The organism is Shewanella sp. Scap07, assembly GCF_013394145.1.
GTDB classification, from domain to species: Bacteria; Pseudomonadota; Gammaproteobacteria; order Enterobacterales; family Shewanellaceae; genus Shewanella; species Shewanella waksmanii.
Genome location: NZ_CP041329.1, coordinates 576,586 through 596,374 on the forward strand (window position 1 = coordinate 576,586; position 19,789 = coordinate 596,374).

The window sequence follows — 19,789 nt, forward strand, 5'->3', positions numbered from 1 at the left end:
CTGGGCAGGCGAAACCCTGCCACTATCCATCAGGCCATGGATAACCCCCGCTGGAGGCGAAAACCTGCCACTATCCATCAGGCCATGGATAATCCCACCCCGCTGGAGGTAAAACCTGCCGATAGTCATCAGGTAGATGACTACCAAACCCCGTTGGGAGGGCGATTCCCTGCAACTACCCTTCAGGCTATGGATAATCTCACCGTGGTGAAACCTAGTTAAAGGCTATCTTGCAGATCCTGCAGCTTAGTTGTTGATTGTGCTGATTTCAGCCCCAACTGTAGATAGCGTTTTGCTTCGCTCAGTTGCTGTTGTTTGATTAAAAGCTGAACCAGTTCGGCGTAGGCTTTTTCAAAGTCGGGTGCAATTGCCAGGGCTTGTTTAAAGGCGGCTATGGCGGATGCGACTTGGCCTTGTTGCTGGTGTACTTTACCTAAAAACAGCCAGGCACTGTGCATGGTTGGGCGCAGTTCTATGGTACGTTCAAACTGAGTTTGTGCCGTAGTAAATTGCTGCTGATTGAATAGCGCGACGCCTAAATTGTAGTTGTTTTTAGGATCGTCCTCTAAGGTGATGGCGTGTGACAACACCTTGATGGCTTGCTCAGTTTGCCCCTCTGCAAGTAGGGCGATGCCAAGGTAAGATAGCGTGGTAAATTGCGGTGCATTGGGCTGGTTTAATATGTGCTTGGCGGTGTTGATAGCTGCATGATAGCGCTCAAGTTTTACCTCAGCAGCCAACAAATCGACATAAGGGACAAACGAGTCAATCTGGTGTTTGACTAACAGGTGCTTTAACGCATCCGCCGCATCTGCATTGGCTTTGGTTCTTAGTACGGTTGTGGCCCGGATTAACTGTGCGTTTACGCCCGTTGCCACCTCGCCAAATGGCAATAAATTGATATCGGTAATAATCGGGTCTTGCTTGTTGATCGGTGCGATCAGCGCATTAAGATCAAACGGGCCGCGACTGATTTTATGATCGGTCATGGTCACGTTGATCACATCTTGAGTTCTGGTTGTTGGCATATGGCAGCTGACGCAATCGCTGCTAGTACTAATGTGTTTCTGCTCACTGACAGTGGGATGCTTAGCTTCAATGCCTTGGTGGCATTGTTGGCAGGTTTGTGAGACTTGGGCTCGAAAGGCTTGTGACTGAGGTTTAACATGGGGGTCGTGGCAGCTGATGCAAGCCAATTGCCCTTGGCTTTGTTGGTAACACTCACTTTGCCAAAAACGGTAACCATGGTGGTTAATCTCAAAATGCTGTTTCTTGTCGGCATTGGCTTGGGTCACTTCCACATGGGCAAGGTAATCATTGAGTTTGTCACCGGCTCGAAAACTGTAGGTTGGGCTGTCGAAATCCCGTACGCCGACCATACTCACAGCAGGTAGCATATGACATTGAAAACAGACCGAGTCACGTTGCTCTGGCGCCAGCTTTGCCGGGTTGATGATATTGCCATGGATTTGGCTAATTGGTTGTGCGTTTAATGCGGCGCGAATGTGATTGGCACCAGGCCCGTGGCAACGTTGACACCCTGTACCTTGTGGCAATTGCTCTGGAAACAAGTGCGCGGCGAAAGGACTATCACTCTTTGCTTCGACATCGGGGTAAGCGTTATGACAAAACATACATTCGCGCTTAACTTGGCGCTGTACGCCAAAATGGTGTTTGGTTTCAAATCCTGGCGACATGGCCCATTGCTGGGTTTGTGCGTACCAGCCTAGGGGCAACATATACAGCTCACCGGCATCATTTTGATAGAGGTAACTACGGGCGCGATAGCCCGAACCCAAAATCCAGTCAATGCCAACGCTGAAGTGATTAATGCGATTGCCTTGGTCATCTTTTTGGTAGCGGTGAAAGATAAGCTCACGGTCTTGATTGTCGATGCGGTAATAGCGTGATGACTCAGCGTGGTAATACTCTTCGCCAAAGCGCTCCATTAACACTGCATCAGCGGGGGCAGCAAAAGAGCGCGCCATACCTACATCTTGATAGCTTTCAAACAGTTTGGCGTGACAGGTAGCACAGGCCTTGTCATCAACATAGTCTTTAGCCGCCCCATCATAGGCGCTGATATTGAGTTGTTGCAGTGGGTCGGGTTTATTAACAGCGGCGTGGAGCGATAGCGGTGAGCTTATTAGCATGCACAGTAGCAACATTGCAGCTAAGTTTTTCAGCAGGCCGCAACTCAAAAGGCTGCTTGGGTGGTTAAGCGTGAGTAACATTTGCCAACCAATGCTCTAAATAATGAATAGCTTGCCCACCTTCAATAAAACCTGGGTCGGTGAGTAAATTGCGTAGTAGGGCAATATTGGTGTCTATTCCGGCGATGTGTAATTCGCTCAAGGCCTGTTGCATACGCTCGATGGCCTGCTGACGACTGTCACCGTAGGTGATTAACTTAGCCACCATGGCATCATAATGGTGGGGCACCACATAGCCAGTATATAAATGGCTGTCCCAACGCACGCCTATTCCGCCGGGAATGACTAAGTGAGTCACTTTACCACTGCTGGGTAAAAAGCTCTGTGGGTGTTCGGCATTAATGCGGCACTCAATGGCGTGGCCTTGAAGCCTGACTTGCTGCTGAGATAACGCTAATGGCTTACCTGATGCAATGTTGAGTTGCTCGGCAACAATGTCGATATGGCTCACTAGCTCAGTTACTGGATGTTCGACCTGTAGGCGGGTATTCATCTCCATAAAGAAACATTGGCCATCTTGATAGAGAAACTCTATGGTTCCTGCGCCGCAATAGCCAATGGCTTGGCACGCTTTGATGGCCAGCTCACTGATCTGTTGTCTCAGTGTTTCGCTAAAATTGATGGCGGGCGCTTCTTCAATGACTTTTTGTTGCTGGCGCTGCATAGAGCAGTCACGCTCCCCTAAACACAGAACGTTGCCGTGTTTATCGGCTAACAGTTGCAGCTCGATGTGGCGAGGCTGGGTGAGGTATTTCTCTAAATAAATCCCCTTGTTGCCAAAGGCTGCGTCAGCTTCGGCGCGCGTTAGCTCAATGGCCGCACCGAGCTCATCACTGTGGTTAACAATCCGCATCCCTTTGCCACCGCCGCCTGCAGTGGCCTTAATGATCACTGGATAGCCGATGTCGGTTGCCAACTGCTTATTGCTGGTTAAATCGTTACCCAGCAAGCCATCTGAACCCGGTGTGGTGGGAACGCCATGGGCTTGCATTGTGGCAATGGCACTGACCTTATCGCCCATGGTGCGGATCACATCGCTACTGGGGCCGATAAAGCGATAACCACATTGCTCGACTTGCTCAGCAAATTCGGCATTTTCTGACAGAAAGCCATAACCCGGATGGATGGCATCCACTTGATGTAAGTCAGCCGCAGCGAGAATGGCTTGCGAGTTCAAGTAACTTTGTTGGCTGGGGCCGTTACCAATGCATACCGAGTATGTGGCCAGCGCCACATGGGGCAGGTTTTTGTCAACGGTTGAATATATCGCCACCGTTTCGATACCGAGCTGGTGGCATGCGCGTAGAATACGCAGGGCCACTTCGCCGCGATTGGCAATCAGTACTCGTTTGATTGGTGCTAAGCTATCCATGCAATATTCGCTGCTACTGACGTGGTGTGATAATCATCAGTGGCTGGTCAAACTCTACGCCATCACCACTTTGCAGCAAGATATCTGCTACGGTACCGGCATACTTGGCTTGGATCTGGTTCATCATTTTCATGGCTTCGATAATGCACAAGGTATCGCCAACCTCAACACTGTCACCAATGGCCACCACTGGTTCGGCGTTGGGTTCTGGTGCGAGGTAAAAAGTGCCAACCATAGGGGATACCACCACATTGGCATCATCCACGCTCACTTGTTTGCTGCCGAACTCAGGTTCTTGAAGCTGATCATCAGTGCTTGTCTGCACGCTTTGAGGCGTGACTCGTAGGGCGCTGTTGGGCTGGTTTTTAATCTTAATTGCGCCTTCAGCCTCAGTAATTTCTAGCTCGGCAATCCCTGATTCGGTGACCAGCTCAATGAGTTTCTTAATTTTACGAATGTCCATGGAGTTACCTTTGCGCCGTTAACGTTGGTGCTGTATCAAGTTGGCCAATTGCGCTATCTAAGGCGTAGTGATAACCCTTAGCCCCTAAACCGCAAATGACTCCGATGGCCTTATCAGATAAATAGGAATGGTGGCGGAAGGGCTCACGGGCGTGGACATTAGATAAATGCACTTCGATAAACGGGATAGCAACGCCCAGCAGTGCATCACGCAGGGCTACACTGGTATGGGTAAAGGCGGCGGGATTAATAATGACAAAATCCGCATCGGTGCCGTGAATGGCATCAATCAGCATGTGTTCGGCATTAGACTGTATATGTTCAAGCACCACACCGCGTTCACGGGCACTGTGTTTTAGCTCTTCAACAATATCATCTAAGGTTTGGTGGCCGTATACATCGGGTTCACGTCGGCCAAGTAAATTCAAATTTGGGCCATTAACCAATAATATTTTAGCCTGACTGCTCATTGTGCATCCCTTTGTACGTTATTAAGTTAACTCTAGTATTACCCCTAATGTACGTTATTTGCTAATAAATCGCAGCCATTTCAAGCAGGTTTTGAATTTTTATCATAACAAGGGATATTGACGTCAGTGGGGCGGCGCAACTCGTGGTGATAGCAAGTAGCGGTTTAGTATTTGGGCTTACTTTGTCGTAAGGCTTTGGTGGCACCACGCTGTTTTTTGGCTTCTACTCGGCGTTTTTGACTACCTTTGGTTGGCTTAGTAGCGATGCGCTTTTTTTGCACCTGCGCCACACTGGCGACAAGTTCGATAAATTGATTAAGGGCAGTTTGGCGGTTGGCATCTTGGCTACGACTGGCTTGGCACTTGATGATCACTTTGCCGCTTTTGGTGATGCGATGGTCAGCCTTGTTGAGTAAACCTTGCTGATAGAACTCAGGCAGTGACGATTGACGAATATCAAAAATCAGCTGCGCCGCCGTCGATACCTTGTTGAGGTGCTGGCCGCCTGCGCCGCTTGAGCGAATAAACTGCCATTCGATTTCATTGTCTGCCAGTTGTACTCGATTAGTGATTTTTATCATGGTGTTCGATGTCGGTTTTAGTTTACCCTGTTTGACCTAAGGCCGGTTAAGCTGCTTTTGGGCAGCCCGTTTCGTTATCCCTGTGGGAGTGCAGCTATGTTATGTCAAATCGCCGATATTACCAAAGGCGTGCTGAGTTTATTTGCCAGCGGCCGTTTGTCGACCGAAGACTATGGTAAGCAAATTGTGCCCATTATTGACCAGTATCGACAAGAGCACGGCAAGGTGTGTTTGTATATTGAGGCTGACGTATTGTTAGAAGGTTGGCAAAGTGACTCACTTTCTGGTGTAGGTGAGGTACAATTACCGCCATGTGATGCATTGGTGCTCGTCGGTGGGCCCGACTGGTTTGGTAATGCGGTCAGATTAATGGGGCCATTTATGCAAGCTGAGGTGGCTTGGTATCCACTGGATGACAAGCAGCTCGCCATCGATTGGATCAGTGCTAAACAGCCACTCGTCTAGTATGTCGCAGTCGTTACTGCGCGACAATTTTTAGTATTAAGGGAATATCATGTCAGGTTTATCTTCGTTTGTACGTCAATCTACAGTTTTAGCCTCTGCCGCGCTGTTAACGCTGAGCTTAAGTGGCTGCGCACCTGAAGTCGGCAGCGAGAAGTGGTGTAAGCAGATGGATGAAAAGCCCAAAGGTGATTGGACTGCCAATGAGGCCGCTGATTACACTAAGCACTGCGTATTTTAACACAGTGATTGTGGCTTGATGTGCAAGTGCCAATTGCATCACAAATTGGCACTTTTAGCGCAAATTTGTTTGCGCTAAATGAACTTACATTTACACTACCTGTCAGATTGAATAACATTGCTAATGAACACTCATTAGTTACTACCACTCCTTAAAGGTGTTGTTTGAGCTACTTTTTGCGTCAACTATTCCACAAAATCGCCATTGCTATGGTCGCGATAGTGGCACTGCAATTTGCTGGTGCTAACTTAGGCGCGCATCAATTGCATTTGGGAACCCATGACCAAGAGGAAGACAATCACCCACACCTGCAATTTACAGCACAAGTGGAAAGCCTGCAGCAGTGCGTTGATTGCGTTTGTGAAGCCACAGAGCTTGAACCCCAGCAGCATCAACATCTAGTGACTAAAGTCGAAACTAAAAGCTTCGACTTATGTTTAGATTGCCAATGCCACGGTGGCCATCTGACACTGATATCACAAGTGGTTGTGGTGCCATCGGTACCGCTGTCGCAGGGGCACAATAATTTAGTTGAAGATTATTTCCCGCCGGAGCAGCAACCTACTTACCGCCCCCCAATAGCTTAAATCCTAACTAAAAAACCACTATTACCTTAGCCGGTCATGTGCGCGTTCGCGTGCGTGCTCAGCTGCGGTGATATCTCGTATTGATTGCTTTTTATCTTCCACAGCCCTTTGTGGCGGTGATTTAAAAGGCAATATAAGCGCTAGGATTTAAGATGAAACACAATATCATCACGGGCCTAATGTTAGGCCTATTAATGCCGGCAAGTATGTCGATCGCCGTTGTAGCAGCTGAGCCCCCCATCGCTGCTAAGGCACACAGTGCTAACCCAACGTTTGCGCGCTGGTTGCCACAAATGTTGCAGCAATTTGAGCAACAACCTGAAATTAAGGCGCAGCAAGCGCAGTACCAACAAGCTAAGTTAATGGTGCAGGCCGCCGACCAGGCTGTCTACAACCCCGAACTAGGTTTGGGTTACCAAAACGCAGACCAAGACACCTATTCACTGGATATTAGCCAAACGCTGGACTGGGGCGATAAACGCGGTATCGCTACTCGTCGCGCGCAGCTACAAGCACAGATCCAATTAGCTGAGATTGCAGTGTCACGTAGCGAGTCATTAGCGCAGGCATTACTCGCCTTGGTCGAGCAGTCACAAAGCCGCAAGCAATTGGCGTTTCAACAAGGCCAGCTTGATGCCGCTATGCAGCAGCTAGATATTGCTGAGCAGCAAGTGCAAGTGGGCGATTTATCGCTGGCTGAACTGCAAATGATGCAACTTGACTTGGCCAGTAAAGCGGCTGATTTTGCCCTCGCCGAGCAAGCATCTATTAGTGCTGACTCTCAAGTTGTGATGATTTTTGGCCGTCAAGATATCGCATTTGATGACTTTATTGAGCAACTGTCGTTGTCTGATTCTGCCGCGCAGGTCACCGCGCAGCTGCCTGCGTTAAAGAGCGCTTATCAACAAGTGATGTTGAGCCGACTCGCTGTAGAGCAAGCTAAAGCCGATACCGCAGCCGATCCAACGCTGAGCCTCAGTGCTGAGCGCGAAGGTGATGAGAATAAGATTGGCATTGGCGTGTCTATTCCTCTGCAATTTCGTAACACCTACAAGCAAGATATCGCCGTGGCAAGCCAAGGTATTGCAGTGGCAGAGCACACCTACCTGATTGATGAACGTCGAATTGCCCAAGGGCATGCTTTATTTTCGCTGAGCTTACCACGATTACAGCAACGTTATAGTGATTGGCGAGAGTTAGTACTTACTTCTGTTAAGGGCGCCGACCAAGCAATGGATCAGCAGTGGCAGTCAGGCGATATCAGTACCAGTGACTACCTGACGGGTCAGCGTCAGCTCGCCAGCAGCTATTTGGCTGGACTATCGCTGGAGTCGGCTCTGTATCGCAGTTGGCTCGATTGGATGGGACAAAGCGGCCAGTTAGAAACTTTTCTCAAGTCACAACTTTCTACTGTAGGTACGCCATCAGCGGCGGATGCAGTGTTGATGAACAATTTAGGTGAGTAACATGAACAATCAATCAATAAGCCAATATCCTCAAGCTTTGAACACCGTCTCCGCTGCCATTTTGCGAGCACTGGGCTTTGCCGCTGTGGTCAGTTTATCGGTAATAGCATTGGTGCCCAGTGAAGCCCGTGCTGGTGAGGGCCATGCACACCCACCAAGTGCAGTGCTCACTGGTGCTGAAAATAGCCCCGCTGATGATCATGGTGATGAAGCGTCTCATGGCATCAGCTTATCAGCAGCACAACAAAAGTTGGCTGGTATTAAAGTATCGACCTTGTCTGAGCAAAGCTTCAACCTTGAGGCTGTCGCCACTGCCACTATGGTGGTTGACCGTGACCGAACCATGGCCTTAGTGCCTCAACTCGATGTGCGTGTTGAGCAGCGACATGTGGTCCCCGGACAAGAGGTCAACGCCGGCCAACCATTATTGACTTTAGGTGGCGTAGCGGTTGCACAAGCGCAGGCGGACTTTATTAATGCCGCAGCAGAGTGGGACCGAGTCAAACGTATGAGCCAAAGCGCTGTTAGTGCGAGTAGGCGCTTACAAGCGCAAGTTGACGCTGAGTTAAAACGGGCGGTGCTGGAGGCGATGAAAATGACCCCACAGCAGATTGCGCAGCTTGCTACCAAGCCTGAAACCATAGGTCGTTATCAATTGCTTGCCCCCATCAGTGGCCGAGTGCAGCAAGACCAAGCCAAGTTAGGCCAAGTGATTGCTGCGGGAATGCCGCTGATGCAACTCACCGATGAGTCGCACTTATGGGTGGAAGCCCAAGTGACACCGACGCAATCTGAATCTGTCAAAGTGGGTGGTAAAGCGCTGGTGGGTATCAATGGTCGCATGTTGGAAGCCACGGTGATTGGTCGCTCCCATGAGTTAGATAGCGTCACCCGCACCGAGCAAATCTTAGTCAGCCTAGAAAATCCCGGCCATGTTATCCACGCCGGTCAGTTTGCCGAGCTGTATTTGCCGAGTGCGATTGGTGGCGGGGTGATATTACCCGATGCTGCATTAACCAAAAGCAGTGATGGCGATTGGCAAGTTTTTGTTTTGACTGACGAAGGTTATCAATCCCAAGAGGTGCAAGTGGTGGAACGTCAACGGGGGATGAACCTGGTGAAAGGCATTGTGCCCAACAGCCAGGTGGTCACTTCGGGGGCATTTTTTCTGGCATCAGAGCAAGCGAAATCTGGCTTTGATATTCACAACCACTAGGGGGCAAGCATGTTAGATAAACTCATAGATGCTGCCTTGAGGCAGCGTTTGCTGGTAGTACTTGGTTTGCTAGGCGCGGTGATCGCCAGTCTTGCGATGTTACCTAAACTCAACCTTGATGCTTTTCCTGATGTGACTAACGTTCAGGTGACGGTGAATACTGCTGCTGAAGGGTTGGCGGCTGAAGAAGTTGAAAAGCTGATCAGTTATCCGGTGGAGTCGGCGATGTATGCGCTGCCTGCGGTGAATGAAGTGCGTTCACTTTCGCGTACCGGCTTATCAATTGTCACCGTGGTGTTTGATGAAGGGACTGACATCTACTTTGCCCGTCAGCAGGTGTTTGAGCAGTTACAAGCCGCCAGAGAGATGATTCCCGATGGCGTTGGTGTGCCCGAGATTGGCCCTAATACTTCAGGTTTAGGACAAATTTATCAGTACATATTGCGCGCCACGCCAGATTCTGGTGTCAATGCGGCTGAACTTCGAAGTCTTAATGATTACTTGGTGAAGCTGATTATGATGCCGGTGGCAGGGGTCACCGAAGTGCTGTCATTTGGCGGTGAGGTTCGCCAATACCAAGTGCAGATAGACCCCAATAAACTTCGCAGTTATGGCTTATCGATGGCACAGGTGACCAGTGCATTAGAGAGTAATAACCGTAATGCCGGTGGCTGGTTTATGGACCAAGGGCAAGAGCAACTGGTGGTACGTGGCTATGGCCTGTTGCCAGCCGGTGAAGCGGGGTTAAAAGCCATTGGCCAAATCCCATTGACTCAAGCGGGTGGTACCCCGGTACGAGTGATTGATGTCGCCAATGTGGCTTACGGCAGTGAAATTCGTGTCGGCGCAGTGACCATGACTCGCCGCGGCAATGATGGCCAGCTTGAATCGCTTGGTGAGGTGGTTGCTGGGGTCGTACTAAAACGGATGGGCGCCAATACTAAAGCGACCATTGATGATATTGACGCGCGCAGCGCACTGATAGCACAAGCCTTGCCTGATGGTGTGTCGTTTGAAGTGTTTTACGATCAAGCTGATTTAGTCAATCAGGCGGTTAAAACGGTTCGCGATGCGCTGTTGATGGCGTTTGTGTTTATTGTGGTGATTTTGGCGCTGTTTTTAGTCAACATCCGCGCCACGTTACTGGTGTTGTTGTCGATCCCGGTCTCGATTGGCTTAGCGCTGATGGTGATGGCTTACTTTGGTATGTCGGCTAACCTGATGTCCCTTGGTGGGCTTGCGGTGGCAATTGGTATGTTGGTCGATGGCTCGGTGGTGATGGTGGAAAATATCTTTAAACACCTCACCCAGACCGAGCGCCGTAGTGGTCACAGCGATAGCGCGGCCAAACCGCTGAGTAGTGACATTGTTACGCGAGTTAAGCTGGCGGCTAAGGAGGTGTGCAGTCCTATCTTCTTTGCTACGGCAATTATCATTGTGGTGTTTGCGCCTTTGTTTGCGTTAGAGGGCGTAGAAGGCAAGCTGTTTCAGCCGATGGTGGTAAGTATTATTTTGGCGATGATCTCAGCATTGTTGGTGGCCTTGATAGCAGTGCCGGCATTAGCAGTATTGCTGTTTAACCGCGGTGTAAGGTTGAAGCCAAGTATCGTGTTACGACCTATCGAGGCGGGGTATCGCACCATTTTAACGAGTGTGATGACTAAGCCTAAACGGGTGATGTCTGCAGCGGCGTTGCTGTTTGCCATGAGCATGGCGTTACTGCCGCGCCTAGGCACTGAGTTTGTCCCTGAGCTGGAAGAGGGCACCATCAATTTACGGGTTACCTTAGCGCCCACAGCCAGTTTAGCTACCTCACTTGATGTGGCGCCGAAACTGGAGCAAATATTACTGCAATTTCCAGAGGTTGACTATGCGCTTAGCCGTATCGGTGCGCCCGAGCTGGGCGGCGATCCAGAGCCTGTCAGTAACATAGAAATCTACATTGGCCTAAAACCGGTGAGCGAGTGGCAGAGCGCCGCAAATCGTTTCGAGTTGCAACGCTTAATGGAGCAGAAGCTCAGTGCATTTCCCGGGTTACTGTTTACCTTCTCCCAACCGATTGCCACCCGCGTGGATGAATTGCTGTCTGGGGTAAAGGCGCAACTTGCCATTAAGATATTCGGTCCAGATTTGGATGTATTATCTGAGCGCGGTCAGGTGCTTACCGATATTGTGGCGCGAATCCCCGGTGCGGTTGATGTGTCTTTAGAGCAGGTGAGCGGTGAGGCGCAGTTGGTGGTGCGCCCTAAACGCGATCAACTGGCCCGTTACGGCATTAGCGTCGATGAGGTGATGAGTCTTGTGAGCCAAGGTGTGGGCGGTGCTAGCGCCGGGCAAGTGATTGATGGTAATGCTCGTTATGATATCAATGTTCGTCTTGCCGAGCGTTATCGCAATGCGCCAGATGCGTTAGAAGATCTGCTGTTAAGCGGTGTAACTGGGGCGACGGTTCGCCTTGGCGAAGTGGCAGAGGTGGCCATTGAGATGGCACCGCCGAATATTCGCCGTGATGATGTGCAGCGACGTGTGGTAGTGCAGGCTAATGTCGCGGGGCGAGATATGGGCTCGGTGGTTGAAGACATTTATGCGGCGGTGCCACAAGCCCAGTTGCCGCCAGGCTATACCGTTGTGGTGGGCGGCCAATATGAAAATCAGCAGCGTGCGCAGCAAAAACTGATGTTGGTGGTGCCGGTTTCCATCGGCTTGATCGCGCTACTGCTGTTTTTATCGTTTGGTTCGATTAAGCAGGTAGGGCTAATTATGGCCAACGTGCCGTTGGCCTTGATTGGCGGGGTAGTGGCGCTTTATGTTAGCGGTACCTATTTGTCAGTCCCTAGCTCCATTGGTTTTATTACCCTATTTGGGGTGGCGGTGTTAAATGGTGTGGTGCTGGTGGATGCCATCAATCAACGCCGCGCCGCCGGTGAAGGGCTGAGTCAAAGTGTTTATGAGGGCAGTGTGGGCCGTTTGCGGCCGGTACTGATGACGGCGCTGACTTCTGCATTGGGCTTGATTCCCATTTTGCTGTCATCGGGAGTTGGTAGCGAGATCCAGCAGCCGTTGGCGGTGGTGATTATTGGCGGATTATTCAGTTCAACGGCGTTGACCTTGCTGGTGTTGCCGACGGTTTATCACTGGATTTACCAAGACCGCCATCATCAGCGGTAACATGTGGTAAAAAAAAGTGCGAATTCATGGCAAATAAATACCATGAATTCGCGAGTTTTAGTTACGGTTTGTGGCCTAAAAAGTGGTGCGCCAGTGGCGTTGTTTGCGTCATGGAGATGAGCTAAAACAGTTTGCCTAACCTGCCGGTTTTAGCGGCACCAAAGAGAACACATCTTTAGTACGCACAGTGTTTTGCAGATGAAAAACACTGTGCTTTTTTGTCGCGGCTGCGGCGCTGAACTTTACTCCATAAAGTCCAGTGGTAGATGAGCTTGCTCACCCTTCACTTCAATGGCAACGCGATAGCTTTCAACATCTTGACTCCAATCAACACTGTCTAAGGTTAACTGATATATGCCAGCATCGGTTTCATCAATGGCCAAACTGCAGGTTTCGGTATCAATGCAGTTACCTTGCTCTGCTTGATGCCATGCTAATTTGTATTTGGTGGTCTGCCCATCTTTTGGATAGCCCATCACAATCAGGTTAAATGCGCTGGCGTCGGTGACGGCTTTGTCGCCATCACCCAGCAATTGCACAGTGACTTGGCCTTTTTCTAAGTCGCTAGCAGCTTGCATGCTGGCGGTTAACGTGGTGGTGTCACTAATGCCAATAGTGTCATCCACTGGTGGCGGTACGGGTGTGGTGTTGTCATCATCATCTGAGCTGTTACAGCCAAATAATAATACTGAACTTAGTACCACAGCTAAATAGCGTGTCGTCGGTTTCATAGTGAATCCTCCTACTGATTAATGACCGCCGTGGCAGGTATCACATGACATATTGGTCTTCACACTTGGCGCAAATGTCGATTCTGCAGTGTGACAAGATTGGCAACTTTCAACGGTGTCTGAAACCGGGTGATCGTTAACCGTCTCACCATCGAAAGCTTTGTTGAGCATGGTCACAAGCTCATACACGATTGATGCTGATAACTGTTTGCAACGCATACCTTTTTGGCTAAATGATTTGCCGTTTTCACTGGCCCATAAGCTGATAGAAGAGTGACATAGGATGCTATTGGCCACCGTTGGCGTGCCCACTTGCGTCTGCGTTTCGGTCATATCCGCGCCAATACCGCTGATAAATTCTGCTGTTTGTAAGGGCAGGGCTTCACTCTCGTAGTAGCGCATGGTTTGACTAAGTAAGGCGTTGGCTGGCTCACCATTAATGGACAGCATGTTAACGAGCATACCTGTGGCATTGATATTACCGCATACTGTGCCCTCGCCGAGGATGCCAGCGTAACCGTAGTGCGCCATTGCGGTAGGCACTTGGGCAAACTTATCGGCATCGACTGAATCTGACGCAGCTAAGCTTTTGATGATGCTATCAAATACTTGGTACATACAGCCGTTTGCGGTTTCATAGGCGAGTTTAGCAACGGTCATCGGGTCTAATTTGGCGTAAGCTAGGCGAGTGCCGACTTCGAGTTTCCAATCTCCTTCGCTAGCGGTGGCTGCAAGTAATGGGTTAGCGACTAATACACTTCCTGCCGCAGCAGAAGAGATGCCGATAATACGATTGAGTGCTTGTCTTCTGTTTAAGGTTTTCATTGTCATCACATCCTAAAGTTAGTGTTTTCTTTTTTTTACCGCTCGCTTGGCAACACTTTCATCAGTGCGATACCCAAATAGTGTGGGTGGTGATGCATGTTTGCCGCGATGTGGCTTGAGTTAACAATGACAGACGGCAAGCCGCGCTATTGAGACCGAGATCAAAGTAATTTTTGCACCTAAGATTAGATTTTTTGCATGCAATGCTTTTAGGTTTTTTGTCTTTACCTCGCTTGATTTTTGAAGTGATATATCGGGTATTTTTGTTTTGCGGTATGTAATGCTGATTACGGCTTTTTACGAAATCGATTATGCAAAATTAAAGTTGATGTTAATCAAACTAATGCCAAATGGTGACATTTTTAAGTTGTTTGCTTTGTTGCAATCAACACATGAGGTATACGGCTAGTGGTCAGCATGCAGGGTTAATAACTGATAATAGATGTGGTGTTGTTATAGTTAAAACGTGACTAGCTTGATATTTGCGGGTTGATAATTGGCGTAAAATAATGACGATAATTCTTGTTAGGCATCTTAGACATGCGGTTAAAAATTTTTGAGTTTGATATAGCAAATAGCCAGCTATACAACAGTGAAACTCAATCTTTGTTTCATCTTACGCGTACAGAATGCCAGGTGCTTGAGCAATTGGCACTGCACCCCAATCAAGTTATGTCTAAAAGTCAGCTTGCCTGTGCCGGTTCACAACAGCCCTTGATGAGCGAATCGGCGGTAGCTAAGGCGGTGTTTACCCTGCGTAAACATTTTGGCGAAGCCCATGCTGAGCTGATTGAAACTTTACCTCGTAAAGGTTATCGGCTAAATCTTGAAGTCCCAAAAAGTGATTGGGCCATTAAGGCGCAGCAACGTAAGCGCATGCTGGTTGGCTTTGCGACTATGGCTATCTTGCTGCTAACAGTCAGCGTGATGGCCATGCATCAGTATATTTGGTTTAAAAAAGAACCCATGCCGATTAAGCATCACAAAGCGGTGATACTGGATAATTCACAGCCACTTACCGTGACGTGGCTAGAGTCGCCGTCTATTCAACCGCGGGAAGGGAAAACCATTGAAGCTAAGGTGGTGGCGGCAATCAATACCTGCCCTGAGGTCACGTGGCAGCAAGTGTACTTGGCGTTGTCGAACGACATGCAAGTTCTCAATATTTCTATGATGGGCAAAGGCGAACAAGGTCAGCTGCTGGTGCGTAATATCAAAACCAGTGACTTTAGCTTAAATCCAAAATTTATTAGTCAGCAATGGCTGAGTGAGGTATCGCTCTGTGACTAAATCGACACTTAAAAGCGGTCTCGCGATAGGCATATTGGTGATTGCGGTTATCATTATCTATCAACATATTCGCGCCACCGAGGTAGACATTGTACTGTCCTGCCGTAATGAGCTGGTAGCAACCAACCCACAAACTCAGCAGATAGAGCACCACGCCTTAATTGCTGATTTTGCGTTACAAAAGCGTTCGGCTAGTATCAGCTATCGTTATTTTACTTCCGACGGTGTACCCATAGCGACTTTGCACCTCAGTGGCGATATTTTAAGTGCCAACAAGGGACAAGATACCTACATTCTCAACTTAGTGAGCAGTGAACTGGTACGTCACCATGAACAGCTGTCTTTGCCGATGCATGCCAAACACCTGCAAGCATTTGCCAATCGAAATATCAGTAAGCAAGGCGTGCACAATCTCACGGTGCAAATTGTTAGTCGTAATGAGGCTGACAATACCGCGCTACTGTATTTTCTACCCAGTACCAATATTTGTGCCTGTAGTTTAGTCACCATGAGTTAGGCTGCTGCACCTTGGCAGCCTGTTAAAAGCGTTACCGTGATTGAATATTGGCGGCAAACTCATTAGGATCGGCCCATCTGTAAGCTAATATCTGTATAGGCTATGACTCAAGCGCTCTATTTTATCTACGATTCTCACTGTCCATGGAGTTACGCAACAACCCCATTGGTCAATGCACTGCAGCAAGCTTTTCCCGATATGGCAATTAATTTGCTACATGCGGCTCATTATATTGGTAAGGATTGTGCCGGTGAGCAGCAAGTTAATGCGGTTAAAAAAGTTAGCCGAGTCAAATTTACCGATGAGCATATGCGCTATGTGAATAGCCCGAAAAACTCGGTTAAAACCGCCAACTTAATGAAATGGCTGCAAAATAAACAGCCAGAAAAACAACTTGCTGTGCTTAATGCCTTGCAGCAAGCCCATTTTACCCAAGGTAACCCACTGGAAGGTAAGCACAACTTTAATGACATTGTCAGCCAATTTAAGTTGTCGCCATCAAACAAAATTTTTAAAGATGAACTGAGTGTCGATGCAGAAATCACCTTAGGTGATATTGCTGAAATCCAGCAGATGATTGGCACCCAGCACTTCCCCGCACTGATCATGACCCAAGATGACAACGCGATATTTATCGACCACTCTAAATACCTTAATGATCCGCAAGCCGTGGTTGAGGCGGTTAAGCAAGAACTGGCAGCGTTTTAATTTAGTTATTTATCGCAAGTGCAATATGTACTTGCGATTAATTAAGGCCTATAAACTTAGCGTCTAACGCTTAGCTTTTTCTAAAGTCATAAATCGCATTTACTATTGACCTTTAGCAGCGCTAACTATGCATAAACAATGCGATTAAGTTACTGCGCTGCTAGCGAGGCTCAGCTGTTTAACTCCCAGTTTATTACTCGCTCTCTTTGCTATAAGCGTCCATTCTAACAATCTTCCCTTCGTGTGATGTCAGTAGTCCAATTCACCATTCACAACTTGGTTACAATTAACTTGTTCTGTATTTCTGGTATAAAGCACTTCCAATCAATAGTTTGAGTCGGTTTTCGTGATTGTGCAATGTTGCTTCTATGTTATGAATACGTATGCATTAAGTTGTGCTCAAAAAACAACCTTGGCTAGTATGGCTGATAAATTATAAGCCTAATGTCAGATTAGTCCGAGCCGTATAAGTGGATATTGGGTAATAAAAGTCGCAAGACCAAGGGGATTAAACCAATGTCACACTTTAAACCAAGTGTTCTCACTTTAGCGCTAGCAGCGGCAGGATTAGGCGGATTTTTTTATCCACTGAACTCACTTGCCGCAGAGCCAACGCCGCAAACGGTATCTGCTGACGACAAGGCTACTGACGCGACAGCGGCAGAAGCGAGCAATGACGCTCAGGATGGTGAGCAAGAGATCGAGCGGATTGCGGTCACCGGCTATAGCCGTAGCTTAATAGACTCACTGAATCAAAAGCGTTATGGCGATACCGTATCTGAGCAACTTAGCGCCGATGATTTAGGGGCATTGCCGGATGTGTCGATGGCTGATGCACTGACACGTTTGCCCGGTATCTCTGCGGTACGAACCGGTGGGCAAGCGGCTGAAATTAATATTCGTGGTATGTCAGGTGGCTTTGTTTTTTCAACCTTAAATGGTCGTGAGCAAGTCTCTACCAGTGGTAGCCGCAGCATCGAGTTTGACCAATATCCTTCAGAGTTAATTACCTCAGCAGCAGTGTACAAATCGCCAAAAGCATCGCTTATTGAGGGCGGCGTGGCCGGTACCGTTGAGCTGGCGACAGCGAGCCCGTTAGCGATTGATAAACAGCACAGTTTTATTGCCAACGCCCGCGGCATGTATAACGACCGCGCCGATGAAGTCTATGGCGCACAAGACTACGGCCATCGCTTGAGCTTTTCTTATCAAGGTAAGTACTTGGATGACACCTTAGGTGTGGCATTAGGCTATGCAAGGCTAGAGCAACCGAGTGTTGCCACCCAGTTTATTGGTCTGGCTTATAACGGCAATAAAGATGTTGATGGCTTAGCGAATGATACCAACGGCCCAGAAGATAATCCTGCAAATGAGTACATCAGTGAAGGCTTTGAGGTACAGCATTTAGGCGGCGTTGAAACCCGTAATGGTTATATGGGCGCGCTGGAGTGGGCACCTTCCGATACCTTTACTTTAAAGGCCGATGCATTCATTTCACGCTTTGACAGTGAAGCGTTTGCCCGCGGTTACCGGGTAAAGTTAGGCGGCCCGTCTGCAGCAGTTGCCAATCCCGTGCTTGATGGCAACGCGGTGATTGGTGGCAACTTTAACCGCACCTCGCAAAGCTTTACTCGGGTTGAGATTGTTAATGATGACAATCAAGACTTTGATGAAGTCGACAGCTTTGGTATTAATGGCACATGGCAAGCAACAGAGCGTTTAAGTGTGTCTGCCGATATCTCTTACTCGTCAGCCAAAAGTGATTTCCGTAACGGTTTGTTGTGGGCCAATGTTGCGGAAGATGCCACTGCAGAAACGCCAATCTTTGATAAAAATGTGGCGATTAACTATCAGCTTAACGGCTTAGATTTGCCCAATGTCGGTTTCAATCAGGCGGCGGCTTTTTCTGATATTGATAAAGTCATGGTGAGTAAATACGGTATTTACCCGTTTGTGAATGAAGATGAGGTCAATGCTTACCGTTTAGACTTTAAATATGATTTGGATAACGACTACATTGCGTCGATTGAAGTGGGGGCGCGCTATTCTGATCGCACCTATTCTAACGACCGCTCCGTATTCGAGTACGGCAATGATGGCGACTTTTCATCTACCGAGCCACCATTAAGATTAACCGACGATATGACCACCGTGGTTGGCTGGGAAGGCGATTTCAATTATTTCCCTGACTATTTAGCGGTTGATCTCGATAAAGCGCTGGCGGCGTGGTTCCCAGAAGGCGTGCCTCAGCCGGTGCAAACTTGGGGTAATGCAGATGGCGTGAGCGATGCTAAAGGTTACACCAGCAACTATTCATGGTCGGTACTGCAAAGTGGTGAAGTGTACGAGAAAATTCTTGCTGCCTACGTGATGGTGAATATCGATGCTGAAATTGGCGGAATTCCGGTTACGGGTAACTTTGGTGTGCGTGCGGTAGAAACCGATCAATCTGCAACCTTGCTTGAAAATGTCGGTGGCGATCCAGAACTGGGCTCGCAAAATATCATCGATGAAGTGGGCATCATTAATAACTTGTATGCACCGACGGTTAAAGGTGAGAAGTACACCGATTATTTACCTTCGTTAAACCTTAATTTCCTAATCACCGATCAATCACAAATTCGTTTTGCTGCGGCTAAAGTGATGTCTCGTCCACCGATTAACCGTTTGGCAGGTGATGCGAGCGCTTCGGTCAATGATGATGGTGAAATCAATGGTTCGAGTACTAACAACCCGTTCCTACGTCCTTTCTACGCTGACCAATATGATATTTCATACGAGTACTACCTTGATGATGGCGCGATAGTTGCGGCGCTGTTCTACAAAAATATCGATTCGTTTATCGATACCGTTGCCATAGAGAATTTTGACTTTAAGGGCAATGGTTTCAACGTGCCCGACTACATCATTGACCCTGTCAGCGGCGAGCAAATTGAAACCACCAATGGCACCTATACCACCGCAGTCAACAACTCGGAAGGTGGCTATATTCGTGGTCTCGAATTGGCTTACACCCAAGTATTTACTAGTTTGCCTGAAGTTTGGTCTGGCCTTGGCTTGAACCTCAGTTATTCCTACACCGAAAGTGAAGTTGAGTCTCAAACTGATTTAGGTGGTGAGAGCGTGACTCAGTCACTACCTGGATTATCAAATAACGTTGCCAGTGCCACGCTGTTTTATTCCTATGAAGGTTTCGAAACCCGTGTCAGTGCCCGCTATCGTGACGAGTTTGTTTCTGAGCAAGTGGCCATTAATGAGCAGGTGGTCAATTTTGCCGAAGAGACGGTGATTGATTATCAAGCTTCTTACCAAATAACCGACGCGTTAGGCGTGTTGTTCCAAGTGAATAACGTCACCGATGAACCCACTAAAAGTTACTTTGGTACCGAAAGTAAAACCGGCACCTTGCAGTACTTTGGACGTGAATTCTATCTCGGTATGACCTTCGCACTATAAACGCGACGAACATCAGCTTCTGCG

Annotated in this window: 17 protein-coding genes; 10 read left to right on the top strand and 7 right to left on the bottom strand. The window is 48.4% G+C overall.

Features of this window, described 5'->3' with window-relative positions:
• Positions 1 to 218 precede the first annotated feature (218 nt).
• The 5 genes from FLM48_RS02630 to arfB form a co-directional block, all read right to left on the bottom strand.
• A complete protein-coding gene (locus tag FLM48_RS02630; RefSeq protein ID WP_179023261.1) occupies positions 219 to 2,234 on the bottom strand; it encodes a tetratricopeptide repeat protein in 2,016 nt (671 codons plus the stop codon).
• Entirely contained in the window at positions 2,218 to 3,585 is a 1,368-nt protein-coding gene (accC, locus tag FLM48_RS02635; protein WP_179023263.1) for an acetyl-CoA carboxylase biotin carboxylase subunit, read from the bottom strand. Before accC ends, FLM48_RS02630 begins: the two co-directional genes overlap by 17 nt.
• A 13-nt stretch (positions 3,586 to 3,598) precedes the next feature.
• A complete protein-coding gene (gene accB, locus FLM48_RS02640) occupies positions 3,599 to 4,048 on the bottom strand; it encodes an acetyl-CoA carboxylase biotin carboxyl carrier protein (protein WP_179023265.1) in 450 nt (149 codons plus the stop codon).
• A gap of 4 nt (positions 4,049 to 4,052) precedes the next feature.
• Entirely contained in the window at positions 4,053 to 4,517 is a 465-nt protein-coding gene (gene aroQ / locus FLM48_RS02645; RefSeq protein WP_028772780.1) for a type II 3-dehydroquinate dehydratase, read from the bottom strand.
• Between the two features lie 164 nt (positions 4,518 to 4,681).
• On the bottom strand, positions 4,682 to 5,098 hold the full coding sequence (gene arfB, locus FLM48_RS02650; protein ID WP_028772779.1) for an alternative ribosome rescue aminoacyl-tRNA hydrolase ArfB: 417 nt from the start codon (positions 5,096 to 5,098) through the stop codon (positions 4,682 to 4,684).
• A 96-nt stretch (positions 5,099 to 5,194) separates the two neighbouring features.
• On the opposite strand from arfB, the gene FLM48_RS02655 reads away from it, so the two are divergent.
• From FLM48_RS02655 to FLM48_RS02680, 6 genes are all read left to right on the top strand, one after another.
• Positions 5,195 to 5,563 (top strand): STAS/SEC14 domain-containing protein, encoded by a 369-nt coding sequence (locus tag FLM48_RS02655; RefSeq protein WP_028772778.1) that lies wholly within the window; start codon positions 5,195 to 5,197, stop codon positions 5,561 to 5,563.
• A 49-nt stretch (positions 5,564 to 5,612) separates the two neighbouring features.
• Positions 5,613 to 5,801 carry a DUF3012 domain-containing protein gene (locus FLM48_RS02660; protein WP_179023267.1) on the top strand — a complete coding sequence of 63 codons (189 nt, stop codon included), beginning with the start codon at positions 5,613 to 5,615 and terminating at the stop codon, positions 5,799 to 5,801.
• A 164-nt stretch (positions 5,802 to 5,965) separates the two neighbouring features.
• The gene (locus tag FLM48_RS02665) at positions 5,966 to 6,388 is read left to right on the top strand and encodes a hypothetical protein (RefSeq protein WP_256871025.1); all 423 of its coding nucleotides are present in this window, start codon (positions 5,966 to 5,968) and stop codon (positions 6,386 to 6,388) included.
• A gap of 152 nt (positions 6,389 to 6,540) precedes the next feature.
• Positions 6,541 to 7,854 (top strand): TolC family protein, encoded by a 1,314-nt coding sequence (locus FLM48_RS02670; protein ID WP_179023269.1) that lies wholly within the window; start codon positions 6,541 to 6,543, stop codon positions 7,852 to 7,854.
• Between the two features lies 1 nt (position 7,855).
• Complete coding sequence (locus FLM48_RS02675; RefSeq protein WP_179023271.1) at positions 7,856 to 9,070, top strand: efflux RND transporter periplasmic adaptor subunit; 1,215 nt, start codon at positions 7,856 to 7,858, stop codon at positions 9,068 to 9,070.
• A gap of 9 nt (positions 9,071 to 9,079) precedes the next feature.
• Entirely contained in the window at positions 9,080 to 12,238 is a 3,159-nt protein-coding gene (locus FLM48_RS02680; protein WP_179023273.1) for an efflux RND transporter permease subunit, read from the top strand.
• A gap of 242 nt (positions 12,239 to 12,480) precedes the next feature.
• On the opposite strand, the gene FLM48_RS02685 is transcribed toward FLM48_RS02680, so the two are convergent.
• Together FLM48_RS02685 and FLM48_RS02690 are read right to left on the bottom strand one after the other, a co-directional pair.
• Positions 12,481 to 12,969, bottom strand: coding sequence for a hypothetical protein (locus FLM48_RS02685; protein WP_179023275.1), 489 nt, complete (start codon positions 12,967 to 12,969; stop codon positions 12,481 to 12,483).
• A gap of 18 nt (positions 12,970 to 12,987) precedes the next feature.
• Positions 12,988 to 13,794, bottom strand: a complete 807-nt coding sequence (locus FLM48_RS02690) for a cytochrome c3 family protein (RefSeq protein ID WP_028772771.1) — start codon at positions 13,792 to 13,794, stop codon at positions 12,988 to 12,990.
• Positions 13,795 to 14,334: 540 nt separating this feature from the next.
• Here FLM48_RS02690 and FLM48_RS02695 point away from each other — a divergent pair.
• From FLM48_RS02695 to FLM48_RS02710, 4 genes are all read left to right on the top strand, one after another.
• Complete coding sequence (locus FLM48_RS02695) at positions 14,335 to 15,084, top strand: helix-turn-helix domain-containing protein (protein WP_028772770.1); 750 nt, start codon at positions 14,335 to 14,337, stop codon at positions 15,082 to 15,084.
• The gene (locus FLM48_RS02700) at positions 15,077 to 15,601 is read left to right on the top strand and encodes a hypothetical protein (RefSeq protein ID WP_028772769.1); all 525 of its coding nucleotides are present in this window, start codon (positions 15,077 to 15,079) and stop codon (positions 15,599 to 15,601) included. The genes FLM48_RS02695 and FLM48_RS02700 overlap by 8 nt, the downstream gene beginning before the upstream one ends.
• Before the next feature lie 102 nt (positions 15,602 to 15,703).
• Positions 15,704 to 16,309, top strand: coding sequence for a protein-disulfide isomerase (locus FLM48_RS02705; protein WP_179023276.1), 606 nt, complete (start codon positions 15,704 to 15,706; stop codon positions 16,307 to 16,309).
• A gap of 516 nt (positions 16,310 to 16,825) precedes the next feature.
• Positions 16,826 to 19,765: a TonB-dependent receptor gene (locus tag FLM48_RS02710; protein WP_179023278.1), complete on the top strand. Its 2,940-nt coding sequence runs from the start codon at positions 16,826 to 16,828 to the stop codon at positions 19,763 to 19,765.
• The last annotated feature ends 24 nt before the right edge of the window (positions 19,766 to 19,789 follow it).